Genomic DNA, 19,344 nt, shown 5'->3' with positions numbered 1-19,344 from the left:
TGGCAACCCTCCTGTCTGGACGCGCGTGGCGGGCTGGTGGTAACCTCACGTCGGTTAATCAAAATTAACTGAACTTTGGCTGCCCGTCGCGTTGTCACAAGGCTGCGGAGCGCCGGCGGTGAGGAGGCTTTTGCGGCAATGGACAAGGTGGTGGCTACGGCCGCGAAGGCAGTCGCGGACATCGCGGATGGGGCTTCCCTGGCGGTCGGGGGATTCGGTCTCTGTGGCATCCCCGAAGCGCTCATCGCCGCGCTGGCGGACAGTGGGGTCACCAACCTTCAGACGGTGTCGAACAACTGCGGAGTTGACGGCGTTGGGCTGGGGCTACTGTTGCAGCACAAACGAATTCGTCGGACCGTCTCGTCCTACGTCGGCGAGAACAAGGAATTCGCGCGCCAGTTTCTGGCGGGCGAACTCGAGGTGGAGCTCACCCCCCAAGGGACGCTGGCGGAGCGGTTGCGTGCTGGCGGGATGGGTATCCCGGCGTTCTATACACCGGCTGGGGTCGGCACCGAGATTGCCAACGGTGGGCTGCCGTGGCGCTACGATCCCTCGGGCGCGGTCGCGGTGGTATCGCCGGCTAAGGAGACGCGCGAGTTCGACGGTGTCACCTACGTTCTCGAGCGCGCCATCCGCACCGATTTCGCGTTGGTGCACGCCTGGAAAGGGGATCGGCACGGCAACCTGGTGTACCGCGAGGCGGCCGGCAACTTCAACCCCGACTGTGCCACCGCCGGCAAGGTCACCATCGCCGAGGTCGAACACCTGGTCGGCCCCGGAGAAATCGACCCCGCCGCCGTGCACACCCCGGGAATTTATGTGCAGCGGGTCGTGCACGTTCCCAATCCCGTTAAACGGGTCGAGAGGGAGACGGTGCGGTAATGACCGCGCCGACGACGATGCAGAGCAAAGCGATGAGGAGAAGTGGCGCCAGATGACCGCGCCGACGACGATGCAGAGCGAAGCGATAGCGAAGCGATGAGGAGAAGTGGCGCCAGATGACTTGGAGCCGAGACGGCATGGCCGCGCGAGTGGCCGCCGAATTCGAAGACGGGCAATACGTCAACCTCGGTATCGGGATGCCTACGCTGATCCCGAATCACGTACCCGAGGGCATCACCGTCGTCCTGCATTCCGAGAACGGGATACTCGGGGTTGGCCCGTACCCGCGGCGCGAGGAGCTGGACGCGGACCTGATCAACGCGGGCAAGGAGACCGTTACCACGCTGCCGGGTGCGGCGTTCTTCAGCTCCTCGGCCTCGTTCGGCATCATTCGCGGCGGGCACCTCGACGTCGCCGTGCTTGGGGCCATGCAGGTTTCGGTTACTGGTGACCTTGCCAACTGGATGATCCCCGGCAAGATGGTCAAGGGCATGGGCGGCGCGATGGACCTGGTGCACGGTGCGGGCACAGTCATCGTGATGATGGAGCACACGGCGAAGGATGGCAGCCCGAAGATTCTCGAACAGTGCACGTTGCCCTTGACCGGTGTGGGTTGCGTCGACCGTATTGTCACCGAGCTGGGCGTCATTGATGTCTGCGACGACGGCCTGCACCTCGTCGAGACTGCTCCCGGCGTTTCGGTCGACGAGGTCGTGACAAAAACCCAACCACCGCTAGTGCTTAAGGAATTGACGACAAAGTGACGACCGTAGCCGCTGCGCCCTCGTTCGCCGACGAACATCGGCGGCTGGTCGCGGAGTTGAACGCCAAGCTCGCCGTCGCGGCTCAGGGCGGTAGTGAGCGCGCCCGGGAGCGCCACGTCAGCCGGGGCAAGCTGCTGCCCCGCGAACGGGTAGACCGCCTTCTCGATCCGGGAAGCCCGTTCCTGGAGCTGGCTGCGCTGGCCGCCGGCGGCATGTACGGCGACGAGTCTCCCGGTGCCGGAATCATCACGGGGATCGGCCGCGTGTCGGGACGCGAATGTGTGATCGTCGCCAACGATGCGACGGTCAAAGGCGGAACCTATTACCCGATGACCGTCAAGAAGCACCTGCGCGCACAGGAGATTGCGCTGCAGAATCTGCTGCCGTGCATCTATTTGGTCGACTCGGGTGGCGCGTTCCTGCCACGTCAGGACGACGTGTTTCCCGACCGCGAGCACTTCGGGCGGATCTTCTACAACCAGGCAGCCATGAGCGCCAAGGGCATACCGCAGGTGGCGGCGGTGCTCGGCTCATGTACAGCGGGCGGGGCGTATGTGCCGGCGATGAGCGACGAAGCGGTCATTGTCCGGGAGCAGGGCACGATTTTCCTCGGCGGTCCACCCCTGGTGAAAGCGGCCACGGGTGAGATTGTCTCGGCGGAGGAGCTCGGTGGCGGCGACTTGCACTCACGAACATCGGGGGTCACCGACCATCTCGCCGACGACGACGAGGATGCTTTGGGGATTGTCCGCGCGATCGCGGCCACCTTCGGCCCGCGCGCGCCCGCCCAATGGGACATAGGGCGTTCGGCCGAGCCCAGGCACCCCCAGGCCGGGCTTTACGATGTGGTGCCGCCGGATCCGCGGGTGCCCTACGACGTTCACGAAGTTATCGTGCGGCTGGTCGACGGCGGCGAATTCAGCGAGTTCAAAGCAAAATACGGCAAGACGTTGGTCACGGCGTTCGCGCGCATCCACGGCCACCCAGTCGGGATCGTCGCCAACAATGGCGTGTTGTTCGGCGAATCGGCGCTCAAGGGAGCGCATTTCATTGAGCTGTGCGACAAGCGCAGGATCCCGCTGCTGTTCCTACAGAATATCGCCGGCTTCATGGTTGGCCGGGACTACGAAGCCGGGGGTATCGCCAAGCACGGCGCCAAGATGGTCACCGCCGTGGCCTGCGCCCGGGTCCCCAAGCTGACCGTCGTGATCGGCGGATCCTATGGCGCGGGCAACTATTCGATGTGCGGACGGGCATACTCGCCCCGCTTCCTGTGGATGTGGCCGAACGCGCGAATCTCGGTGATGGGCGGTGAGCAAGCGGCATCGGTGCTGGCTACCGTCCGTGGTGAGCAGCTCGCCGCCGCCGGAACTCCCTGGGGGGCTGACGAGGAGGACGCGTTCAAGGCGCCCATCCGTGAGCAATATGAAGAACAGGGCAACCCCTACTACTCGACGGCCAGGTTGTGGGACGACGGCATCATCGACCCCGCTGACACCAGAACCGTTGTTGGTCTGGCTCTTTCGGTGTGTGCTCATGCGCCGCTGGAATCAGTCTCCTACGGCGTCTTTCGGATGTGATTGGTGATGACTGAGCTTTTCGACACCGTGCTGGTGGCCAATCGCGGCGAGATCGCGGTCAGGGTGATCCGGACCCTGCGCCGGCTGGGCATCCGGTCGGTGGCCGTCTACAGCGACCCTGATGCCCGTGCCCGGCACGTCAGCGAAGCGGACATGGCCGTGCGGCTGGGACCGGCGGCGGCGCGGGAGAGCTACCTCGATATCGCACGCGTCCTCGATGCGGCAGCACGCACTGGAGCCCGAGCGATTCATCCGGGCTACGGGTTTCTTTCCGAGAATGCCGATTTCGCGACCGCATGTGAACGGGCCGGGATCGTATTCCTCGGTCCGCCAGCCCGGGCGATTGAGATTATGGGTGACAAGATCACCGCGAAGAACGCGGTCACCGCCTTCGACGTGCCCGTGGTGCCCGGCGTGGCGCGCCCCGGGCTCACCGACGGCGAGCTGATGGCCGCCGCCGATGAGGTGGGATATCCCGTACTGATCAAGCCATCGGCCGGCGGCGGCGGCAAGGGCATGCGGTTGGTCCACGAACCGGCAGGTATGCGCGAGGCGCTAGTTGGGGCGCGTCGTGAAGCGGCATCCTCGTTTGGCGACGACACGTTGTTCCTTGAGCGGTTTGTGTTGCGGCCGCGGCACATCGAAGTGCAGGTGCTTGCCGATGCGCACGGCAACGTCGTGCACCTAGGCGAGCGCGAGTGCAGCCTGCAGCGGCGTCATCAGAAGGTCATCGAGGAAGCGCCGTCGGCGCTGCTTGACCCGCCGACCCGAGCCCGGATCGGGGCCGCGGCCGTTAACACGGCGCGCAGCGTCGACTACGTCGGCGCCGGCACGGTCGAGTTCATCGTCTCGGCGCGGCGTCCGGACGAATTCTTCTTCATGGAGATGAACACCCGCCTGCAGGTGGAACATCCAGTCACCGAGGCGGTCACCGGACTGGACCTCGTCGAGTGGCAACTGCGCGTGGGTGCCGATGAGAAGTTGGCCTTTGCCCAGGATGACGTCGAGCTGCGCGGCCACGCGATCGAGGCCAGGGTGTATGCGGAGGATCCTGGTCGGGGCTTTCTGCCCACGGGCGGGCAGGCGTTGCAGGTGCTCGAACCCGCGGGCGAGGGCGTGCGGGTGGATTCGTCGCTGGCAGCGGGCACCGTGGTCGGCAGTGACTACGACCCGATGCTGAGCAAGGTGATCGCGCACGGGGCGAATCGCGAGCAGGCTATAGGTCGTCTCGACGAGGCACTGGCGGGAACCGCGGTGCTGGGGGTGCAGACCAATGTCGAGTTCCTGCGCTTTCTGCTCGCCGACGAGCGGGTGCGCGCCGGTGATCTGGATACTGCGTTGCTGGATGAGCGACTTGCCGACTTCGCACCGCTGCCTGCGCCCGACGATGTGCTCGCCGCCGGGGGTCTGTATCGGCAGTGGGCGCTGGCTCACCGGGGCCGGCGCGCGTCCGACAACCTGTGGGCCGCGCCGACCGGCTGGCGTGTCGGCGGTGTTGTGGCTCCGGTCCGTACCGCCATGCGCACTGCACTGCGTACCGAGACGGTGTCGGTGTGGGGATCGCCCGACGCTGCCAAGGTTCAGGTCGGTGATGGTGAGATTCTCTCCGCAAGCGTACAACTCGATGGTGGGCGGATGAGCGTTACCGTGAACGGGCTGCGTCGCGACTATGCGTGGGCAGAGGCCGACCGGCACCTGTGGATCGCCGACGGGCGGGGCACCTGGCAGTTGCGCGAAGCGGAGGAGCACAAGATTCACCGCGCGGTGGGCGCGCGTCCGGCCGAGGTCATCAGTCCGATGCCGGGCAGCGTGATCGCTGTTCAGGTTGCCTCCGGCGCCCATGTCGCCGAAGGTGACGTCGTGGCAGTGGTGGAGGCGATGAAGATGGAACATTCTCTGACTGCTCCGGTCGCGGGGCAGGTGGAGGTTTTGGTGTCCGTTGGCGAGCAGGTGGCAGTGGACCAGGTACTGGCCCGGCTGGTCCCGGAGGCTGACACCGAGACCGAGAAGGAACAAAGCGAGGACCAAGTATGACGACAACCGTTACCGCAGCGACACTACCCAAGGAATACGAGGATCTTCGGGATACCGTCGCCGATTTCGCACGCACCGTCGTCGCACCGGTGTCGGCCAAACACGATGAGGAGCATAGCTTCCCGTACGAGGTCGTTGCCAAGATGGGCGAGATGGGGTTGTTCGGTCTGCCGTTTCCCGAGGAATACGGAGGCATGGGCGGCGACTACTTTGCTTTGTCACTGGCGCTGGAAGAACTCGGCAAGGTCGATCAGTCGGTGGCGATCACCCTGGAGGCCGGGGTAGGGCTGGGCGCAATGCCGATCTTCCGGTTCGGCAGCGAGGAGCAGAAGCGTCAATGGCTGCCGGACTTGACCGCTGGGCGAGCGTTGGCCGGTTTCGGGCTTACCGAGCCGGGCGCGGGTTCCGACGCGGGCAGCACACGCACTACTGCGCGCCTTGAGGGCGACGAGTGGATTATCAACGGCTCCAAGCAGTTCATTACGAACTCGGGCACCGATATCACGTCGCTGGTCACCGTGACCGCGGTTACCGGCAGTGTCGCGGATGGCAAGAAAGAAATCTCGACGATCATCGTGCCCAGCGGCACAACGGGATTCACCGTGGAACCGGTCTACAACAAGGTGGGCTGGAATGCCTCGGACACCCACCCGCTCACCTTCGTCGACGCACGGGTTCCGGCCGAAAACCTGTTGGGAGCCCGCGGGAGCGGCTACGCGAACTTTCTCTCCATCCTGGACGAGGGTCGGATCGCGATCGCGGCGCTGGCCACCGGCGTCGCTCAGGGCTGCGTCGACGAGAGCGTCAAGTACGCCAAGGAGCGCGAGTCGTTCGGTCAGCCGATTGGTTCCTACCAGGCGATCAGCTTCAAGATCGCGCGAATGGAAGCGCGTGCCCACGTGGCGCGGACGGCCTACTACGAGGCCGCCGCGAAGATGCTGGCGGGCAAGCCCTTCAAAAAAGAGGCAGCGATCGCGAAGATGATCTCGTCCGAGGCGGCGATGGACAACGCCCGCGATGCCACGCAGATCCACGGGGGCTACGGCTTCATGAATGAGTATCCAGTGGCGCGCCACTACCGCGATAGCAAGGTGCTCGAGATTGGGGAGGGCACGACCGAAGTGCAGTTGATGCTCATCGCGCGATCGTTGGGGCTGCAATGACCGAGCCGGGCGGCAAGTCGGTCGTTCAGCGCGGATTGTGGTTTGAGGAATTCGAGATCGGCACCACCTATCTGCACCGGCCCGGTCGTACGGTCACCGAAGCCGACAACGTGCTGTTCACCACGTTGACCATGAATACCCAGTCGCTGCACCTGGACGCTGCGTGGGCCGCCCAGCAACCCGGCTTTCGGGGCGAGCGGCTGGTGAACTCGATGTTCACGCTCTCCACGCTGGTCGGCCTATCGGTTGCGCAGCTGACGCTCGGAACGATCGTGGCCAACCTCGGGTTCTCCGAGGTGTCCTTCCCCAACCCGGTCTTCCACGGCGACACCCTGTACGCGGAGACGGTGTGCACGGCCAAACGCGAGTCGAAGAGCCGGCCGGGCGAAGGCATTGTCACCCTGGAGCACACCGGTCGCAACCAGCACGGTGATGTGGTGGCGCGCGCGGTGCGCACCACGCTCGTGCAGAAACGGCCGGTGGACGCGACCACGGGAGACGCGGCCCGATGAATCTGCGCGCTGCCGGGCCTGCGTGGCTGTTCTGCCCGGCCGACCGCCCCGAGCGCTTCGGTAGGGCCGCCGACGCCGCGGATGTGGTGATCCTCGATCTCGAGGACGGCGTGTCTGCGGCGGAAAAGCCGGCCGCGCGGCGGGCGCTACAGGCCACCCCGCTCGACCCAGAGCGCACCGTGGTGCGAATCAACGCCGCCGGCACCGATGATCAGGCCCGCGACCTAGAGGCACTGGCCGAGACCGCCTACACAACGGTGATGCTGCCCAAGGCCGAATCGGCAACGCAGGTGATGGAGCTGGCGCCGCGCCGTGTCATCGGGTTGGTAGAGACGCCGCGTGGCGCGGTCTTTGCTGCCGACATCGCCGCCGCGGATCCCACCGTGGGACTGATGTGGGGCGCCGAGGACCTGATCGCCACGCTGGGTGGCAGTTCCAGCCGGGGCGCCGACGGTGCCTACCGGGATGTGGCCCGCCATGTGCGGTCGACGATCCTGCTGGCGGCGTCGGGCTTCGGCCGGATCGCGCTCGACGCCGTCCATCTGGACATTCGTGACGTGGAGGGCCTGCAAGCGGAGGCCACCGACGCCGCCGCGGTTGGGTTCGACGCAACCGTGTGCATTCATCCAAGCCAGATCGCCACTGTGCGCACGGCCTATCGACCTACCGAGGACAAGCTGGACTGGGCGCGGCGAGTGTTGGTCGCCTCACGAAACGAGCGCGGGGCGTTCGCGTTCGAAGGTCAGATGGTCGACTCACCGGTGCTGCGGCACGCGGAAACGATGTTGCGCCGGGCGGGTGAAGCACCCCCTGAGTGAGGTGGCGAATCAGCGCGACACGGACGCGATGAACTCGCAATCAGCCCGGGTTCCTCGGATTTACGGGCATAATGGAAGAAGCGCCAGTGTTGCGGCGAGCGGAAGCTAACGCGTGGCTGGCGATGGACTTCGGCTCGCGGCGGTACCCAGGCGGGAACCTGCTGTGATTGCCGCACCACCAGCGCTGACGCGAAGGGTGGAACGCTGTTGGTCGGTGATCGACTCCCGATATCGACGTAGCGACGTAAGGGACGGCATCTGCTGACCGCGTAACCGCGTTGTGGTTGCGAGCGGAGGAGGCGGTATGGCCGGGGTCTCGCGAATGCCGCTTGGGTCGCTCGCGTCTGTCGACATCGAGCCGGTGCAACTTGTCGACCCTGATGGAACGCCGACCGCCGAACATCGTTACAGCCGCGACCTTCCCGCGGAGACGCTGTGTTGGCTGTACGAAATGATGGTGGTCGCTCGCGATCTAGACGCTGAGTTCGTCAATTTGCAGCGCCAAGGTGAGCTGGCGCTGTATACGCCGTGTCAAGGGCAGGAAGCCGCGCAAGTGGGTGCGGCCGCGTGCCTGCGCAAGACCGACTGGTTGATTCCCCAGTATCGGGAATTGGGTGCGTATTTGGTGAGGGGGATCCCACCGGGACATGTGGGGGCTGCGTGGCGCGGAACCTGGTGCGGTGGTTTGGAATTCACCAAGAAGTGCTGCGCGCCGATGTCGGTTCCCATCGGCACCCAAACCTTGCACGCTGTCGGCGCAGCGATGGCCGCACAACGTCTGGGTGAGGATTCCGTGACGGTGGCGTTTCTTGGTGACGGAGCTACGAGCGAGGGCGACGTCCACGAGGCGCTGAATTTCGCGGCGGTGTTCGCGACCCCGTGTGTGTTCTACGTGCAGAACAACCAGTGGGCGATCTCAATGCCGGTATCGCGACAGACGGCAGCGCCCTCGATCGCGCACAAGGCGATCGGCTACGGGATGCCCGGTATCCGGGTCGACGGCAACGACGTGTTGGCTTGCTACGCGGTGATGGCCGAAGCCGCTGCCCGGGCGCGGGCGGGTGCAGGGCCGGCACTGATCGAAGCGGTCACGTACCGCCTCGGCCCGCACACTACGGCCGATGATCCAACCCGCTACCGGAGCCAGGAGGAAGTCGACCGATGGCTCGCCCTGGACCCGATTCCGCGCTACCGGACCTATCTTCGAGGCCAGGGTTTGTTCTCGGAGCGCCTCGAGAGCCGAGTCGCCGCGCGATCGAAGCGAATGCGGGCTGAGCTGCGCGACGCCGTCGTCGATGCGCCTGACTTCGATATCGATGACGTGTTCACGATGGTGTACGCGGAGATGACACCGGGATTGCGAGCGCAGCGCGAACAGCTGCGGGCCGAACTGGCCCGGGCGGACTGAGGAGGCTTGCATGACTCAGCTTGCTGATCGTCCGGCCCGCCCGGAGAAGACGCCCGCAGTGGCGATGGCGGCGGCCGCGGCTCTTGGCGCGCAATCCCTCACCATGGTGGCGGCCCTCAACCGTGCGTTGCACGACGCGATGGCGGCGAACGACCGGATATTGGTGTTCGGTGAGGATGTCGCGGTCGAGGGCGGGGTGTTCCGTGTGACGGAGGGTCTGGCCGAAACGTTCGGGGCGGACCGGTGCTTCGACACGCCGCTGGCGGAGTCCGCGATCGTCGGGATCGCGGTGGGGCTAGCGTTGCGCGGCTTTGTGCCGGTGCCTGAGATTCAGTTCGACGGCTTTACCTACCCGGCCTTCGACCAGGTGGTCAGTCACCTCGCCAAGTACCGGACCCGCACCCGCGGGGAGGTGAACATGCCGGTGACTGTGCGGATTCCGTCGTTCGGTGGTATTGGCGCGGCCGAGCACCATTCGGATTCCACCGAGTCGTACTGGGCGCACACCGCAGGCTTGAAGGTGGTGGTCCCGTCAACACCCGACGACGCCTATTGGCTGTTGCGGCATGGGATCGCCTGTCCCGATCCGGTGATGTTCTTGGAGCCCAAGAGGCGCTATCAGGTCCGCGGAATGGTCGACACGAGTCGACCGGCACCGCCGATCGGGCAAGCTGTGGTGCGTCGCACCGGCACCGATGTGACCGTCGTGACGTACGGAAGCTTGGTAGCGACCGCTCTGGCTACCGCGGAAGAGGCGCAGCAGCAACACGGTTGGAGCCTGGAGGTCATCGACCTCCGGTCGCTGGTGCCCTTGGACTTCGATACGGTCGCCGACTCGATTCACCGCACGGGACGCTGCGTGGTGCTGCATGAGGGGCCGCGAAGTCTGGGATATGGCGCGGGGCTGGCCGCGCGTATCCAGGAAGAAATGTTCTACGAGCTGGAGGCTCCGGTGTTGCGAGCCTGCGGCTTTGACACGCCGTACCCGCCCGCTCGGTTAGAGAAATTCTGGCTGCCGGGCCCAGATCGGCTGTTGGACTGCGTCGAGCGTGCGTTGGGGCAGCCATGAGCGGCGACGACAGGATCAAGTCCTTCCGCGTCCCTGACCTCGGTGAGGGACTCGAAGAGGTAACGCTGACGTGTTGGAACGTTGTCGTCGGTGACGAGGTAGAGCTCAATCAGACATTGTGCTCGGTGGAGACGGCAAAGGCCGAAGTCGAAATCCCGAGCCCGTACGCCGGCCGGATCGTCGAACGCGGCGGCCCGAAAGGTGAGGTAGGCGATGTCATCAAGGTGGGTGCGGTGCTGGTCCGCATCGACACCGCCAGTTCCCTCGGTGCGCCGACCAACGGCGAGTCCGCTGTGCCCACGCTGGTTGGCTATGGCGCCGACGCCGGTATCGACACCAGCAGGCGGCCCAGCCGGGCGCGGGCCGCGCCTCCGGTGCGCAAGCTGGCCAAGGAGCTGGTGGTTGACCTTTCTGCGCTGCAGCCCGGATCAGGTGCTAGTGGGGTGATCACCCGGGCGGACGTGCTGGCGGCCGCGGGAAGCGCCCGAACCGATGTGCGGCCGGTCCGCGGAGTACACGCGCAGATGGCCGAGAAAATGTCGTTGTCTCACAAGGAAATTCCGGCTGCAACGGCGAGTGTCGAGGTTGATTGCGCCGAACTGCTGCGGCTGCGTGATGGGTTCCGTGCTGGGTTGCCCGAGATCACGTCCTTTGTGCTGACGCTGCGGTTGCTCGTTATTGCGTTGAAGAACAACCCGATTCTCAACGCGACGTGGGTGGACTCGGCGCAGGGCCCGCAGATCCACGTCCATCCCGGCATGCATCTAGGCTTTGGCGTGGCCACCGAGCGCGGGTTGCTGGTCCCAGTGGTCGCCGATGCCGATCGCAAGACGACTCGCGAATTATGTCGCCGCACGGCTGAACTGATCGCCGGGGCACGCGGGGGCACCCTCACGCCGGCAGAGCTGCGTGGCTCGACGTTCACCGTGTCGAACTTCGGGGCGCTGGGTGTCGACGACGGTGTGCCGGTGATTAATCATCCAGAGGCGGCAATCCTGGGTATGGGTACGATAAAGCCGCGTCCGGTGGTTGTCGGCGACGAGGTTGTCGTTCGGCCGACCATGCGGCTGACGTGCGCATTCGATCATCGCGTTGCTGACGGCGCTCAGGTTGCTCAGTTCCTGTCCGAGTTAACCGATCTCATTGAGTCGCCGGAGACTGCGCTGTTAGATCTCTAGGTCGCCGTCTTCGCCGTTGTCGTCTTCGTGGCCGTCGCGAAGCAGTTTTTCGGGGTGGTGGAACCCGTTGGTTCGCGGTTGTCCGCGATCCAGGTGTGGCGGCGGCAGCCATTCAGTGTCGCCGTTGGCGCGTTTTCGGGTGGTCCAGCCGCCGGGTTTGAGCAGCCGGTGATGCGGGCCGCAGGCGAATGCCAGGTTGTCGATGTGGCTTTGTCCGCAGTTGGCGTACTCATCGACATGGTGCACTTCGCAGAGGTAGCTGGGTACGTCGCATCCCGGTGACGAGCAACCACGATCCTTGGCGTAGAGGACAATCCGCTGTCCCGGTGAGGCGAGGCGCTTGGTGTGGTACAGCCCGATGGGTTTGCCGTTGTCGAAGATCGCCAGGTAGTGGTGGGCATGGCGCGCGAGCCGGATCACATCGGACATGGGCACGAGGCTGCCGCCGCCGGTGAGTCCGTTGCCGGTGGCGGCTTGCAGTTCGGCCAGGGTAGTGGTCACGATGATCGAGGCCGGCAGCCCGTTGTGTTGGCCTACCTTTCCCGAAGCCAATACCGCGCGCATCGCGGCGTTGAGCCCATCATGCTGGCGTTGGGCGGGGCTGCGGGTGTCACGCTCGATGGCGTCATGGCTGGGCGGGCCGTCCACGAAGGCGGTGTCGTCGGTGGGGTTGGCCATGCCCGGGGTCGCCAGTTTGGCCCATACGGCCTCTAGGGTGGCGCGGGCTTCGGGGGTCAGCCAGCCGCTCAGTTTGGACATGCCGTCATCGCCTTGTTTGCCCAGGATGAGCCCGCGGCGCCGAGCCCGGTCTTCGTCGGTGTAGTTGCCGTCGGGGTTGATGCAGTCGGCGATCTTGTCGGCGAACCCGGCTAGTTGTTCGGGCCGGTACTGGGTGCCCGTTGCGGCCAGATCGGCTTCGGCCTGGTCGCGGCTGGGCTGGTCGACCCAGCTGGGCAGCTGGTGGCAGAAACGGCGGATCACCGCGATGTGGCCGGAGCCGAGTTTTCCGGCGCGTTGGGCCTTCGCTGTGCTGGCCAAGACAGGCGCTAACGGCTCGCCCGTGAGCCCGTGCCGCGGTCCGAGATCGGCGGCTTCGTTGATGCGCCGGGAGGCTTCGGCGCGGCTGATCAGCGTCCGATCGGCGATCGCATGGGAGAGCTTGCCGCCGAGGTCTTCGGGGCTGGCTTGGCGTGTCAGATTGTTGATCAGCTGATGCTCGGGGGTCGGGATGCGTCGGCGCACCCGCTCGCAGCGCTCCAACAGCGCCAACCACTCCGGGGTGGTGAGCGCGTCGAAGTCCAAGCCGGCCACGGTATCGAGGGCGGCGTCCACGGCATCAAAGGCTGCGGTGATCGCTTCGCGATCCGCCACAGCGCCCGAACTCATACTCCGAAACTAGCCGAGACCACCGACAATAATGGTTGCCCAGAGTTCCCCGGAAACCCCGTGAAACCACTGAGGCACAAGTGATTTAAGTGCAGACTAGCCGCGTCGTGCAGCGGCCAACCGGGCGGCGAACTCCGGCGATGCAGCCGATTTCGCTTGTGGCCCTAGTTCGGTACGCATCGCGAGTTCGTGGTGCTCGCTATCCAGCGATCCGGGGCTGGCCGTGGAACGCATCGTCGCCTTGGTGGCCAACACAACGTCGCGCGGGGCGGCTGCCGGTCCTGCCGCCAACTCCATCGCAGCGGCGACCGGATCGTCGGCAATGCTCAGCGCCAACCCCTGCCGTACCGCGGATTCCGCGTCGAAGCGCATGCCGAACAACAGGGCCGCGCGCGCCACCTGCGGGCCCACCGCGCGGTGCAGCATCCACGTTGCGCCGCCGCCGGGGTGCAGGCCCAGCTTCTGGAAGCGGGCGTCAAACAATGCGCCTGGCCCGGCGATTCGGACATCGGCGGCAAGCGCTAGGTTCAGCCCGGCGCCGACCGCCGCGCCGTTGACCGCGGCGATGGTGGGCAGCGCACAATTGCCCACCGCCAGGAAGCCGTCGTAGACCCGCAGCAGTGCCGCCTCCGGCGCGCCAGCGCCGGCATTGCCCAGAGCACTCAGGTCGGCCCCGGCGCAAAACGCCTTACCGGCCCCCGTGACCACCACGGCGTGCACATCGGGATCGGCTTCGGCTCGTTCGACGGCGTCGCGCAGCCGCGCCGACATATCCTCGGTGATCGCGTTGCGCCGATCGGGATCATTCACGGTGATGAGCGCGACGTGGTTCGTCACGCTCAGCAAGACCAGGTCGGAATCGGTCATCGGGCACCTCCGCCGATGTCTTGGGCCGCAACGCCCCCCAACCTCATCACGGTACGTTGCGCGCGGATCCGTCCCGCATCCCGGGTAACGGGCTGGGCGCGAATCGCCGTTGTGTTCGGTTGTCCCGGCTACGACACTCCGTCGATCCCGTTCTCGCCCAACAGCAGCCCGCGACCGCCGCCGTCGCCAGCGTTGCCAGGGGTGGTGCCTGCGCCGCCATTGCCGCCGTTGCCGCCGTTGCCGATCAGTACGGCACTCCCGCCGCTCCCGCCGTCCCCGCCGTCCCCGCCGCCGCCGTCGACATCGCTTTCTCCGCCGGCTCCGCCGGCGGAGCCGCTTCCCAACAATTGCCCGCCCGTGCCACCGTTCCCGCCGTCTCCACCGCCGCCGGTATCGCCGATGCCGCCCGCCCCACCGGCCCCGCCGCCGCCGATCCAGCCGGCCCCGCCGCCGGCCCCGCCGGCCCCGCCGTCCTGATTGCCGAGCCCGCCAAGCCCGCCGGCCCCGCCGCTGCCGAACAGCAGCCCGGCATCGCCGCCGGCCCCGCCGGCCCCGCCCATCCCGCCGGCGAGGCTGAACCCGGCGAACCCGCCGCTTCCGCCGACTCCGCCGCTGCCGTAGAGCAGCCCGGCATTGCCGCCCGCCCCGCCGACCCCGCCAGCCCCACCGGCAGGGCTGAATCCGGCGGCACCCCCGGCGCCGCCGGCGCCTCCGGGACCGCCGAGCAATCCGGCGCTCCCGCCCGCTCCACCGGCGCCCCCGTTGGTGCCCAATCCGCCGGTACCACCGTCTCCGCCGCCGGCGCCGACCAGACCGCCCAGCAGCCCCCCGGCACCGCCTACCCCGCCGGCGCCACCGCCGTTCCCGCCGGCGCCGCCGACCCCGCCTGCGCCCAACAGACCGCCGACGCCACCGGCCCCACCGGCCCCACCGAACAGGCCCAGCCCCCCGGCACCGCCGACCCCGCCATCGCCGAACAGCCACCCACCAGCCCCACCGACTCCGCCGGGCCCGCTGGTGCCCACGGCCGAGAACCCGCCGGTACCGCCGGCGCCGCCAGTGCCGAATAGTCCTGCGGCCCCGCCGGCCCCGCCGGAAAGCCCCGGGCCCGTCGCCCCTGACCCGCCGGCGCCACCGGCGCCAAGTAGCCAGCCACCGGGTGAGCCGTTGGCCGCGCTGCCGGCTGCTCCCGGGGTGCCGTTGCCGATCAGCGGGCGCCCGGTCAGGTCTTGGATGGGCGCGTTGATCGCGCCCAGAGCCTGTTGCTGCAGGGTGTGCAGTAGCGAGGTGCTCGCGGCCGCGTTGAAGCCGTCCAGGCCCAGCAGCAGCCCGGCTGGGCCGCCCACGCCAGTGCCTCCGGGGGTCGGGCCGGTGCCGCCGACGCCCCCGTTGCCACCGTTGCCGACCAGCACGCCGGCCCCGCCGGACCCGCCGGCCCCGCCAAACCCGCCGACGCCACCGAAGCCGGTCCCGCCAGCACCACCGGCACCGCCGTTGCCGACGAGCAGTCCGCCGCTGCCGCCCGTCCCACCGGTGCCCGCGCCGGTGTTGGAAAAGCCGTTGCCGCCGATCCCGCCGGCGCCGCCATTGCCAACCCAGCCGGCGTCACCGCCTGCCCCGCCACTGCCGCTAACGCCGTTATCCCCGCCCTCACCGCCAGGCCCGCCGGCCCCGCCGTTGGAGAGCAGCAGCCCGGAATTGCCGCCGGCTCCGCCGGCCCCGCCGTCCCCAGCGCCGGTGCCGGCTCCGCCTGCCCCGCCCGTTCCGCCGGGGCCAACCAGCAGCCCGCCAGCGCCGCCGGCCCCGCCGGCGCCACCAAAACCGTCCCCGCTCATGGCACCGAAGCCAGCTCCGCCGGCCCCGCCGGCGCCGCCGGCCCCGCCGCCGCCGAACCAGCCGGCGTTGCCCCCTGCGCCTCCCGAGCCGCCGGTGCCGAAGCCGCCCGTCGTGTCGGCGGTACCGCCGATGCCACCGTCACCGCCGCCGGCGCCGACCAGCCCGGCCAACAGCCCGCCGGCTCCGCCAGCCCCGCCGACCCCGCCGGTCGAGCTGGTACCAAGGCCGGCTCCGCCGGCTCCGCCGAGCCCGCCGGCGCCGAATAGCCCACCCGCCCCGCCGACTCCGCCAGCACCGCCCGTCGAACCTATTGCAGTGACCAATCCGCCGGCTCCGCCGTTTCCGCCCGGGCCCCACAGCCATCCGCCGGCTCCGCCGGTACCGCCAGCGCCGCCGATCACGCCGAGAGCCGACGTGCTCCCGCCGGCACCGCCGGCCCCGCCAGCGCCGATGAGTCCGGCCGCCCCACCGGCACCGCCGGCCATACCCGGGGCACCGGATCCGCCGGCCCCGCCGTTGCCGAACAACCACCCGCCCGGGCCGCCCGCAGCGCCGGTTCCGGGAGCGCCGTTGGCGCCGTTGCCGATCAGTGGGCGCCCCGTGAGCGTCTCGACGGGCCCATTGACCGCGGTGAGAAATCCCTGCTGCACGGTAGGCAGCGCCGAGGCGCTAGCAGCCTCGGCGACTGCATAGGCTCCCGCCCCGGCGGTCAATGCCCGCACAAACTGGCGGTGAAACGCTTCCGCTTGCGCACTTACCCGCTGATAGGCCTGAGCGTGGGACGAGAACAGTGCCGCGATCGCCGCCGATACCTCATCCTCGGCCGCTGTCACGATCGCGGTCGTCTGCGCCGATGCCGCAGCATTGGCCGCGGTGAGCGTCGAGCCAAGGCCAGCCAAATCCTGCGCCGCGGACTCCACGAGCACAGGCACCGCGAACACAAACGACACGAGACAACCTCTCAACCCGTCCGGGCCCGATCACCCTCAATCCGGTCGGTGAGTTCACCGTAGCCCGGGTTCCTAGCTTGGCATCGAGCCTTACGCCGAAACGGCAGGTGTGTGGGCCGCGCCGACCGCTGGCGAGAGGGGTACTTGCTCGGCCATGCCTAGTTGGCGGCCGGTGCCGTCCAGTAGGACGTGGGGGTCAGCCATGTCGACGTAGCCGCAGAACGGGGCTGCGACGTCGTAGCCGAGAAGCCGCTGTACCTGTTCGGGGTAGCGACGCACGATATCGATAGGTACCGCGAGGTACTGGTTCTCCTCTTGCCGGTAGTTCGCACAATCCAATGCGTAGATCAGCCCGGTGCGGGGGTCTGCCGATGTGTTGGGGCCGCCGCAATGGTAGGTGCTGCCGAGCCAGAGCAGAGCCGAACCGGCGGACATCTCGGCGGCCACCGCCTCTTCAGATTTCGGAGCCCGCTCGTCATCCCAGAGATGACTGCCGGGGACGACCCACGTTCCGCCGTTCTCGGCGGTGAAATCCGTCAGCGCAACCATTGCCAGCACCCTGGTCTGCCGGCCGGGGTGGGTATTGAGGTGCACGATGTCGTCGCGATGGAGGCCTTGCAGCGTTTCGTCGGGCCAGATCTGGACCCCGTGGCCGACGCCGATCTGCATCGATGGGGTCACTTCGTAGCGCTCGTCCCCCAGGAAACCCGCCACCGGCCGCTGCAGGAAGTAGCTTGCCGCACCATAGAAGCGAGGTTCGGTGACCAGTGCAGCTGAGTGCAGCGTCTTCGCGAAGAGCGAACACACCCGGCGCGTGCGGTTGCCGATGAAGCCCTCCTCACCCCATCCCTGAGACTCGAACGCCGGCCCGAGGTCGGCCCACAGCGCCGCAAGCATGGTGTCGTCGACGAAATGCTCGAGAATCACTGCGCCACTTGCGTCGAGCGCCGCACACACTTCGTCGACGGACGCGTCCTCGGGCAATGTGCGCAGGGTAGTGAATTCGGGGGCCGATGCGGTCATGACTCGTTCCTCGGCGGTGAGACTGGACTTGATTACTTGGTTTCAACTCAGAAGTATACGTTTAAGCAAGATTTTGTCTCAATAATCGCCGCGAGCGGACTGTTGTGGGCGTAGGCGGCGGCCGGTTGTGCCGGGTTTCTCAATTCACTGTCGTGGTGCTGACGCGAATAGACCCCGGAGTATTGCCTGCGGCTCGCAAACCGACACCGATGGCTGGATGACGTAACGAGCAACGCATGTGGTCAAAAACTTCGATTCTTCTGCGCGCGCCGGGGAGTTGTGTCTAGTGTCACAGTTTGCCGCGATAGGTGCAGGTGAACCGTCGCATTACGTCGAGGGGAGTTGGATTTTGTCGTTCGTATGGATGTCTCCGGATGTGGTAACAACGGCGGCCGGAGACTTGGCGGGCATCCGCTCGGCTCTCGATCAGGCTAACGCCGCGGCGGCGGTGGCTACGACCCAGACATTGGCCCCGGCCGCCGATGAGGTGTCTGCTGCCGTCACGGCCTTGTTCACTTCCCAGGCCGAGGAGTATCAGGGCCTGAGTGCCCAGGTGGGGACATATCATGAGCACTTCGTCAGCCTGCTGAACGGCAGCGTGGCTGCCTATGCGGGCGCGGAATACGCTAACGCTCAGCGCAATGCAGCCGCTGTCGTGAATGCGCCCGCACAAGCACTGCTGGGCCACCCGGTGATCGCCAACGCCGTCGCCGGCGTGACCGTCGGAAGCGGTGCGCTGCCCGGCCCGGGCGCAGGTGGGCTCGCGTCCGAAGGCGCCGCCCTAGCGGCCATTCCTGCCGGGGGGACGCCCTTGACCGCGGCTCCAGCCGCAGTAGCCGGTGCGGCAGCTCGGGGCGCAGCGGCAATCGAGGGCGCCGCCCCGTTGTTGTCGTCTCGCGTCGCAGCCGGAGTGGGGGCGGCGACCGAGTCTCTCGCTGCCGCGCCCGCGACCTTCGGCGCGGCGTTGGCAGCGCCCGCGCTCGCGTTGCCGGCGGCCAGCCAGAGCATCGGCGGCGCATACGACGCACTCTTCGCCACGACGGTCGCTAATCTGGATCTGATCGGCGCGACCTGGGAGGCTGACCCCACGCCGTTCCTGAGCCAGATCATCGCCAACCAGCAGGGCTACGTCTTCACGATCGGCTCGTCCCTGACGAATGCGGCCGGGGAGGTCGGTGCCGGGCTGGCCGCCTTGCCAGCGGCCTATGAGTCGGCTTTCCAAGCTCTCTTGGCGGGTGACATCGGTGGCGCGCTCACCGACCTGGCGACGGGGTACCGCAACCTTTTCGCGACGCTCGGGGATGCCGTGGCAGATCTGTTCCCCATCACCGCCATCCCCGGCGAGATCGTGCGGAACATAGCAAACGTGCTCTTTACGGCCACCGATATCTCGTTCACGGCGAATATCGATCCCTTCAGTATCGCTCCGACCGACAACACGGTCGACTTTGGGCTGCCGCTGGCGCTTGCCATTCAGGCGCTGGGTTCACCGGTCAGCACGATCGGCGCGGTCTACACCGTCGCGCTACGGATTCTGCTCTCGGCCCAGTCGGGAAACATAGAAGGGGTTATCGGCTCACTCATCGATGCACCGGCCACCATCGCGAACGGTTTCCTCAATGGACAAGCAGTCGCGTCCGTGCCGCTGAATGCCGGGGGCGTGCCGGTGGTATTGAACCTTCCCTTCACGGGAATCCTTGCTCCGCAGACCACTTACACGGCGACGGTGCCGGGCGGCGAAACTGTGTCCATCGGTGGCACGCCCATCGGAGGTCTGGTTCCCGCCCTGCACTACGCATCCGAACAACTCGCGGGCGCGATCACGCCGAAGTAGTCAACGAGCTACGCCGCGTTGGTAACTCGAGTCCAACACC

General features: G+C 67.2%; 15 protein-coding genes. 11 read left to right on the top strand and 4 right to left on the bottom strand.

Annotated elements, in window-relative coordinates; genetic code table 11:
- The first annotated feature begins 138 nt into the window (after positions 1-138).
- The 10 genes from F6B93_RS15790 to F6B93_RS15745 all read left to right on the top strand — a co-directional run bounded on the left by F6B93_RS15790 (position 139) and on the right by F6B93_RS15745 (position 11,408).
- Positions 139-882, top strand: coding sequence for a CoA transferase subunit A (locus F6B93_RS15790; RefSeq protein WP_211695915.1), 744 nt, complete (start codon positions 139-141; stop codon positions 880-882).
- A gap of 116 nt (positions 883-998) precedes the next feature.
- Positions 999-1,646, top strand: a complete 648-nt coding sequence (locus F6B93_RS15785) for a 3-oxoacid CoA-transferase subunit B (protein ID WP_211695914.1) — start codon at positions 999-1,001, stop codon at positions 1,644-1,646.
- On the top strand, positions 1,643-3,226 hold the full coding sequence (locus F6B93_RS15780) for a carboxyl transferase domain-containing protein (RefSeq protein ID WP_211695913.1): 1,584 nt from the start codon (positions 1,643-1,645) through the stop codon (positions 3,224-3,226). Before F6B93_RS15785 ends, F6B93_RS15780 begins: the two co-directional genes overlap by 4 nt.
- A 6-nt stretch (positions 3,227-3,232) precedes the next feature.
- On the top strand, positions 3,233-5,260 hold the full coding sequence (locus tag F6B93_RS15775; protein ID WP_211695912.1) for an acetyl/propionyl/methylcrotonyl-CoA carboxylase subunit alpha: 2,028 nt from the start codon (positions 3,233-3,235) through the stop codon (positions 5,258-5,260).
- Positions 5,257-6,423, top strand: a complete 1,167-nt coding sequence (locus F6B93_RS15770; RefSeq protein WP_211695911.1) for an acyl-CoA dehydrogenase family protein — start codon at positions 5,257-5,259, stop codon at positions 6,421-6,423. Before F6B93_RS15775 ends, F6B93_RS15770 begins: the two co-directional genes overlap by 4 nt.
- Positions 6,420-6,935, top strand: coding sequence for a MaoC family dehydratase (locus F6B93_RS15765; RefSeq protein WP_211695910.1), 516 nt, complete (start codon positions 6,420-6,422; stop codon positions 6,933-6,935). Before F6B93_RS15770 ends, F6B93_RS15765 begins: the two co-directional genes overlap by 4 nt.
- A complete protein-coding gene (locus tag F6B93_RS15760; RefSeq protein WP_211695909.1) occupies positions 6,932-7,753 on the top strand; it encodes an HpcH/HpaI aldolase/citrate lyase family protein in 822 nt (273 codons plus the stop codon). The genes F6B93_RS15765 and F6B93_RS15760 overlap by 4 nt, the downstream gene beginning before the upstream one ends.
- A 304-nt stretch (positions 7,754-8,057) precedes the next feature.
- On the top strand, positions 8,058-9,161 hold the full coding sequence (gene pdhA / locus F6B93_RS15755) for a pyruvate dehydrogenase (acetyl-transferring) E1 component subunit alpha (protein ID WP_211695908.1): 1,104 nt from the start codon (positions 8,058-8,060) through the stop codon (positions 9,159-9,161).
- 10 nt (positions 9,162-9,171) lie between these two features.
- Entirely contained in the window at positions 9,172-10,230 is a 1,059-nt protein-coding gene (gene bkdB, locus F6B93_RS15750; RefSeq protein WP_211695907.1) for a 3-methyl-2-oxobutanoate dehydrogenase subunit beta, read from the top strand.
- Positions 10,227-11,408, top strand: a complete 1,182-nt coding sequence (locus tag F6B93_RS15745) for a dihydrolipoamide acetyltransferase family protein (protein ID WP_211695906.1) — start codon at positions 10,227-10,229, stop codon at positions 11,406-11,408. The genes bkdB and F6B93_RS15745 overlap by 4 nt, the downstream gene beginning before the upstream one ends.
- Here the strand turns inward: F6B93_RS15745 and F6B93_RS15740 are convergent.
- From F6B93_RS15740 to F6B93_RS15725, 4 genes are all read right to left on the bottom strand, one after another.
- Complete coding sequence (locus F6B93_RS15740; protein WP_211695905.1) at positions 11,397-12,794, bottom strand: HNH endonuclease signature motif containing protein; 1,398 nt, start codon at positions 12,792-12,794, stop codon at positions 11,397-11,399. The two genes, F6B93_RS15745 and F6B93_RS15740, sit on opposite strands and share 12 nt — an antisense overlap.
- A gap of 96 nt (positions 12,795-12,890) precedes the next feature.
- A complete protein-coding gene (locus F6B93_RS15735) occupies positions 12,891-13,661 on the bottom strand; it encodes an enoyl-CoA hydratase (protein ID WP_211695904.1) in 771 nt (256 codons plus the stop codon).
- A gap of 128 nt (positions 13,662-13,789) precedes the next feature.
- Entirely contained in the window at positions 13,790-16,447 is a 2,658-nt protein-coding gene (locus F6B93_RS15730) for a PE family protein (RefSeq protein WP_211695903.1), read from the bottom strand.
- A 90-nt stretch (positions 16,448-16,537) separates the two neighbouring features.
- Positions 16,538-17,470: a phytanoyl-CoA dioxygenase family protein gene (locus F6B93_RS15725; RefSeq protein WP_211695902.1), complete on the bottom strand. Its 933-nt coding sequence runs from the start codon at positions 17,468-17,470 to the stop codon at positions 16,538-16,540.
- A gap of 349 nt (positions 17,471-17,819) precedes the next feature.
- Between F6B93_RS15725 and F6B93_RS23020 the strand changes: the two genes are divergently transcribed.
- Positions 17,820-19,304, top strand: a complete 1,485-nt coding sequence (locus tag F6B93_RS23020) for a PE family protein (protein ID WP_246540802.1) — start codon at positions 17,820-17,822, stop codon at positions 19,302-19,304.
- Positions 19,305-19,344 lie beyond the last annotated feature (40 nt).

The organism is Mycobacterium spongiae (assembly GCF_018278905.1).
GTDB lineage: Bacteria > Actinomycetota > Actinomycetes > Mycobacteriales > Mycobacteriaceae > Mycobacterium > Mycobacterium spongiae.
This window is presented reverse-complemented; position numbering and strand designations above follow the sequence as displayed.